This window comes from Curtobacterium sp. 18060 (assembly GCF_902706105.1).
Taxonomy (GTDB): Bacteria; Actinomycetota; Actinomycetes; order Actinomycetales; family Microbacteriaceae; genus Curtobacterium.
In genome coordinates this window covers 1-4,652 of record NZ_CACSJV010000092.1, presented here as the reverse complement: position 1 = coordinate 4,652, position 4,652 = coordinate 1, and the positions used below count along the sequence as shown (strand labels likewise).

Genomic DNA, 4,652 nt, shown 5'->3' with positions numbered 1-4,652 from the left:
GTTGCGGGGCGTGCGGGGTTCACTTGGTGAGCAGAAAAGGTCGGGTCCCGATCCCCCACTCGACATCTTCTGCTCACCATCAACGCACGGTCGTCCAGAACGGCCGGGAGGCCCGGCTCGGCTTGCACGGGTGGGCTCGGCTTGGCTGGCTGGTTACCTCTCAGGCACGGCCCGGCTTGCTGGGAGCGGCCCGAGAACACTTCCCACAGGAGGGGTGCTTGTCAAGTCGTTTTACACAGCAGAAACGTGTCAAATCGGAACCTTCAAGGCGTACTTGAACCCCACTTTTCCACACACCGTGTGAACATGAAAACCCCAGGTCAAGTGATCGAAAGTGTGTTCCCATGGCTCTGTTTCCACAGACCCATCCACAGTTCTCCACACAGCATTCCGGCGTGTTCCGCAATCCCTCCACAGAGTTATCCACAGGGCCGTTTGTTGGGGATAACTCTGCGGCCGTAGCTTGGCCCAGCGACTCGGGGATGTCGGTCGCTGGGGGTAGAAAGTCGTTGCAGGTGTCGGACCACCGTGTCCAGCCCTGCGTCGTTCAACAGAGGAGAGAGTGTGTCGATCGCGCATCTTGAGCCCGCACCGCAGGAGTACGCGGAGCGCGGCATGGAACGCACCCCGCCGCACGACCTGTTGGCCGAACAGTCGACCATCGGCGGCATGCTCCTGTCGAAGGACGCCGTCGCCGACGTCATCGAGACCGCTCGTGGCGTGGACTTCTACGTCCCCAAGCACGAGGTCATCTTCGACGCGATCCTCTCGCTGTACTCGCACGGCGAGCCCACCGACGTCATCGCCGTCACCGACGAACTGACCAAGACCGGTCTGCTGTCCCGTGGTGGTGGCGCCGAGTACCTGCACAGCGTGACGAGCATGGTGCCGACCGCAGCCAACGCGGGGTACTACGCCGGGATCGTCGCCGAGAAGGCCGTCCTCCGTCGCCTCGTCGACGCCGGCACCCGCATCGTGCAGATGGGCTACGCGTCCGAAGGCGAGGTCACCGACCTCGTCAACAGCGCGCAGGCCGAGGTCTACAACGTCGCCGGTGGCGTGCAGACCGAGGACTACGTCCCCCTGACCGACGCCATCTCCGCCGCCCTCGACGAGATCGAGGCCGCCAAGGGCCGTGACGGCCAGATGACCGGCGTGCCGACCGGGTTCGCGCAGCTCGACGGCCTGACGAACGGCTTCCACCCCGGACAGCTGATCATCGTCGCCGCTCGACCCGCACTCGGTAAGTCGACGCTCGCGCTCGACCTGTGCCGCGCCGCGGCGATCAAGCACGACCAGACCGCCGCCTTCTTCTCGCTCGAGATGGGTCGCGCCGAGATCGCCATGCGTCTGCTGTCCGCCGAGACCAGCGTGCCGCTGCAGAACATGCGCAAGGGCACCGTGGACTCCCGCGACTGGACCACCATCGCGCAGACCCGCGGGCGCATCAACGACGCGCCGTTCTTCATCGACGACTCCCCCAACATGACGCTGGTCGAGATCCGCGCCAAGTGCCGTCGACTCAAGCAGCAGCACAACCTCAAGCTCGTCGTCATCGACTACCTGCAGCTGATGACCTCGGGCAAGAAGGTCGAGAGCCGCCAGCAAGAGGTCTCCGAGTTCTCGCGTGCACTGAAGCTGATGGCGAAGGAGCTCCAGGTCCCCGTCATCGCGCTGTCCCAGCTGAACCGTGGTCCCGAGCAGCGTGCCGACAAGAAGCCGGCGATCTCCGACCTGCGAGAGTCCGGGTCGATCGAGCAGGACGCCGACATGGTCATCCTGCTGCACCGCGAGTCGGCGTACGAGAAGGACAACCCGCGGCAGGGTGAGGCCGACCTGATCGTGGCGAAGCACCGTAACGGGCCGACGGACACCATCACCGTGGCGTTCCACGGGATGTTCTCGCGGTTCGTGGACATGCCGCAGTAAGGCGGGTGCCGCCCGCCAGCTGACAAGAGTGCCAGCCAGTGCAAGTAAGGACGGTCTGATGTCTCCTCGCAGCTACAAGATCACCCTCGCCGTCCTCGGCGTGGCCAGCCTCTTGCTCGTCCCGTTCCTCGCGCAAGGGATGCTGCCGGCAACCGTCGGCACGGTTGCCCTCGTCGCGGTCGTCGTCTGGGTGCTCTACGGCATCGTGAACTCCAAGTTCACGCAGCGCTCCAGCCACAAGTAGGCACGTCGCACCACAGAACGACCCTCAGCCGGTTGGCCGAGGGTCGTTCTGCTGTGGACCGTGGTGCTGGCGCGAACCCATCCCACACTGAGAGTTCACCGCCTGACTCGGCCACATGGCCAAGTTCGCCGTACGGTCGGACCATGACCCTCCAGCAAGAGCACCGCAGCGTCGAGGAACGACGCGAGCAGCTCGTCGACGCCGCGATCGCCGTCCTGCGCGACGGCGGCATCAGCGCCGTGACCACCCGCGCGGTCACCGCCCGCGCGGGCCTGCCGCACGGCGCCTTCCACTACTGCTTCGCATCGAAGGCGCCGCTCTTCCGTGCCGTGCTCGAACGCCAGCTCCGCACCGCCATGGCGGTCGCGTTCGCACCACCGGTCACGCGGCTCGAGCTGGAGGCCCGGATCACCTCCGGCCTGTCGGCCCACCTCGCGCAGACGCGCGACGACCCAGCGACCGCACTCGCCGTCGTCGAGCTGGTCACCCACTCACGGCGCGACCCCGACCTGCAGGACCTCGCCGCGTGGGAGCAGCACGCGTACCTCGATGCGGTCCGCGAGCAGGTCGACGAGTGGACCGCGGAGGACGGCATCCGCTGGGCAGTGCCGGTCGAGCACGTCGTCCGGCTGCTCATCGCGACGGCCGACGGCATCAGCTCGACGTGGCTCGCCGACCGGGACGACAGAGCCGCACAGGCCACCGTCCGGGTCGCGGCACGGGCGATCGCGGCCCTGGCGGACGGGACCGGCGCATGAGGTGGCTGTTCCTCGGGACCGCGATCGTCGCCGAGGTCACCGGAGCGCTCTCGATGCAGGCCGCTGTGGACCAGCCCGGGTGGTACGCGCTCGTCGTCGTGGGCTACGTCGCCGCGTTCGCGATGCTGATCCTGGTGCTCCGCGCGGGGATGGCGGTCGGGGTCGCCTACGGCATCTGGGGAGCCTCCGGTGTCGCCCTGACCGCGGTGCTCGCGGCCGTGCTGTTCGGGCAGGCACTCACGCTCACCATGGTCGTCGGCATCGTGCTGATCGCTGCCGGCGTGCTGCTGGTCGAGATCGGCTCGCAGCGAGCCCTCGCCGCACGGAAGCGGGGGGCATTCTGATGGCGTGGGTTCTGCTCGCCGTCGCGATCGTCTCCGAGGTCGGTGCCACGATCAGCCTCAAGCTCGCCACCGACGGCAAGAAGCTGTTCTTCGTGCCCGTCGTCCTGGGGTACCTCGTCGCCTTCAGCCTGCTCGCCGTGGCCCTGACGCTCGGCCTGCCGATCGGTGTCGCCTACGGGATCTGGGCCGCGACCGGTGTCGCGCTGACGGCGATCCTGGGGCGGGTGCTGTTCCGCGAACCGTTGACGTTGCTCATGCTGGGCGGCATCGCGCTGATCATCGCCGGGGTGTTCCTGGTCGAGCTCGGACACTGACCGGGGGCTGCGTCGAAACCGAACCTGCGCCAGAATCGCACCATGACCGACAACCGTGACGACCAGCCGCGTGTGATCGCCGTGAGCCGGGACGACGTCCATCGGTTCAGCAAGCCCGTCGTCGACGAGGTGACCCTGGTCGAGGGCTGGGGCATCGAGGGCGACGCCCACGCCGGGACGACCGTCCAACATCGTTCCCGCGTGGCACGTGACCCCTCGCAGCCGAACCTGCGGCAGGTCCACCTGCTCCACGCCGAGGTGTTCGACGAGGTCGCCGACGCCGGGTACCACCTCGAGCCGGGCCAGATGGGCGAGAACGTCACGACCCGCGGCGTCGACCTGCTCGGCCTGCCCACCGGCACGGTGCTGCACCTCGGCGACGAGGCGTGCGTCCGGGTGACGGGCATGCGGAACCCGTGCCAGCAGATCAACGGGTTCGAACCGGGGCTGTTGCGTGAGGTGCTCGGGCGGGACGAGGACGGTGCGGTGGTGCGGAAGGGCGGCGTGATGAGCGTCGTCGTGACCGGCGGTGTCGTCCGGACGGGTGACCGCATCCGTGTCGAGCTCCCCGCCGGCGAGCAGCAGGCGCTCCAGCCGGTCTGACGAGCCCCTACTCCCCCGCTGCCGCGGCCTGCTGGTACAAACTCGTCGCCAGGTCGTTGAGCACCTCGTGCAGCTCGCCGCCGTGCGCGCCGTCGACCGCCCGGAGCATGGCGGCGTAGCGCTGCCGGTAGTCCGCGACGACGTCCTCGCCACTCGGCAGCAGCCGCAGCAACGACCCACGACGGTCGTTCGGGTTCGGCGCGCGCTCGAGGAGTCCGGCGGTGCTCATCCGGTCGATCATGTTCGTCACCGCGCCCGAGGTCAGGCCGAGGTAGCCAGCGACCTCCGTTGGCGTGGAGTACCCGGTGTCGCTGATGAGCACGAGTGCTCGCAGGGCGTTCTCGTGCACCCCGGCTCGGGCGCTGAGCTGGTTCACCAGGCTCGCGTTCGCGCGCACGACAGCGGTGAACGCGGCCATCAGGTCGGCGGCGTCGTCATCGGGTGCGGCGGGGGTCACGGG

At 68.1% G+C, this 4,652-nt stretch carries 7 protein-coding genes; 6 read left to right on the top strand and 1 reads right to left on the bottom strand.

What is annotated here, in order from left to right:
- Positions 1-564 precede the first annotated feature (564 nt).
- The 6 genes from dnaB (at position 565) to GVL05_RS19535 (ending at position 4,192) form a co-directional block, all read left to right on the top strand.
- Positions 565-1,929, top strand: coding sequence for a replicative DNA helicase (gene dnaB / locus GVL05_RS19560; protein ID WP_111083664.1), 1,365 nt, complete (start codon positions 565-567; stop codon positions 1,927-1,929).
- 58 nt (positions 1,930-1,987) lie between these two features.
- Positions 1,988-2,173, top strand: a complete 186-nt coding sequence (locus tag GVL05_RS19555) for a hypothetical protein (protein ID WP_159574224.1) — start codon at positions 1,988-1,990, stop codon at positions 2,171-2,173.
- 143 nt (positions 2,174-2,316) lie between these two features.
- Positions 2,317-2,931 (top strand): TetR/AcrR family transcriptional regulator, encoded by a 615-nt coding sequence (locus tag GVL05_RS19550; protein WP_159574223.1) that lies wholly within the window; start codon positions 2,317-2,319, stop codon positions 2,929-2,931.
- Positions 2,928-3,275 (top strand): multidrug efflux SMR transporter, encoded by a 348-nt coding sequence (locus GVL05_RS19545; RefSeq protein ID WP_123292953.1) that lies wholly within the window; start codon positions 2,928-2,930, stop codon positions 3,273-3,275. The genes GVL05_RS19550 and GVL05_RS19545 overlap by 4 nt, the downstream gene beginning before the upstream one ends.
- On the top strand, positions 3,275-3,589 hold the full coding sequence (locus GVL05_RS19540) for a multidrug efflux SMR transporter (RefSeq protein WP_131845112.1): 315 nt from the start codon (positions 3,275-3,277) through the stop codon (positions 3,587-3,589). The genes GVL05_RS19545 and GVL05_RS19540 overlap by 1 nt, the downstream gene beginning before the upstream one ends.
- 42 nt (positions 3,590-3,631) lie before the next feature.
- A complete protein-coding gene (locus tag GVL05_RS19535; RefSeq protein WP_159574222.1) occupies positions 3,632-4,192 on the top strand; it encodes an MOSC domain-containing protein in 561 nt (186 codons plus the stop codon).
- 7 nt (positions 4,193-4,199) lie between these two features.
- Here GVL05_RS19535 and GVL05_RS19530 read toward each other — a convergent pair.
- A partial coding sequence (locus GVL05_RS19530) for a MarR family winged helix-turn-helix transcriptional regulator (protein ID WP_159574221.1) occupies positions 4,200-4,652 on the bottom strand: 453 nt, incomplete at its 5' end.

Bases quoted from the DNA above. Each gene is read 5' to 3' on its own strand.
- GVL05_RS19555 (WP_159574224.1), top strand. From the start codon at position 1,988: ATGTCTCCTCGCAGCTACAAGATCACCCTCGCCGTCCTCGGCGTGGCC.
- GVL05_RS19550 (WP_159574223.1), top strand. From the start codon at position 2,317: ATGACCCTCCAGCAAGAGCACCGCAGCGTCGAGGAACGACGCGAGCAG.
- GVL05_RS19545 (WP_123292953.1), top strand. From the start codon at position 2,928: ATGAGGTGGCTGTTCCTCGGGACCGCGATCGTCGCCGAGGTCACCGGA.
- GVL05_RS19540 (WP_131845112.1), top strand. From the start codon at position 3,275: ATGGCGTGGGTTCTGCTCGCCGTCGCGATCGTCTCCGAGGTCGGTGCC.
- GVL05_RS19535 (WP_159574222.1), top strand. From the start codon at position 3,632: ATGACCGACAACCGTGACGACCAGCCGCGTGTGATCGCCGTGAGCCGG.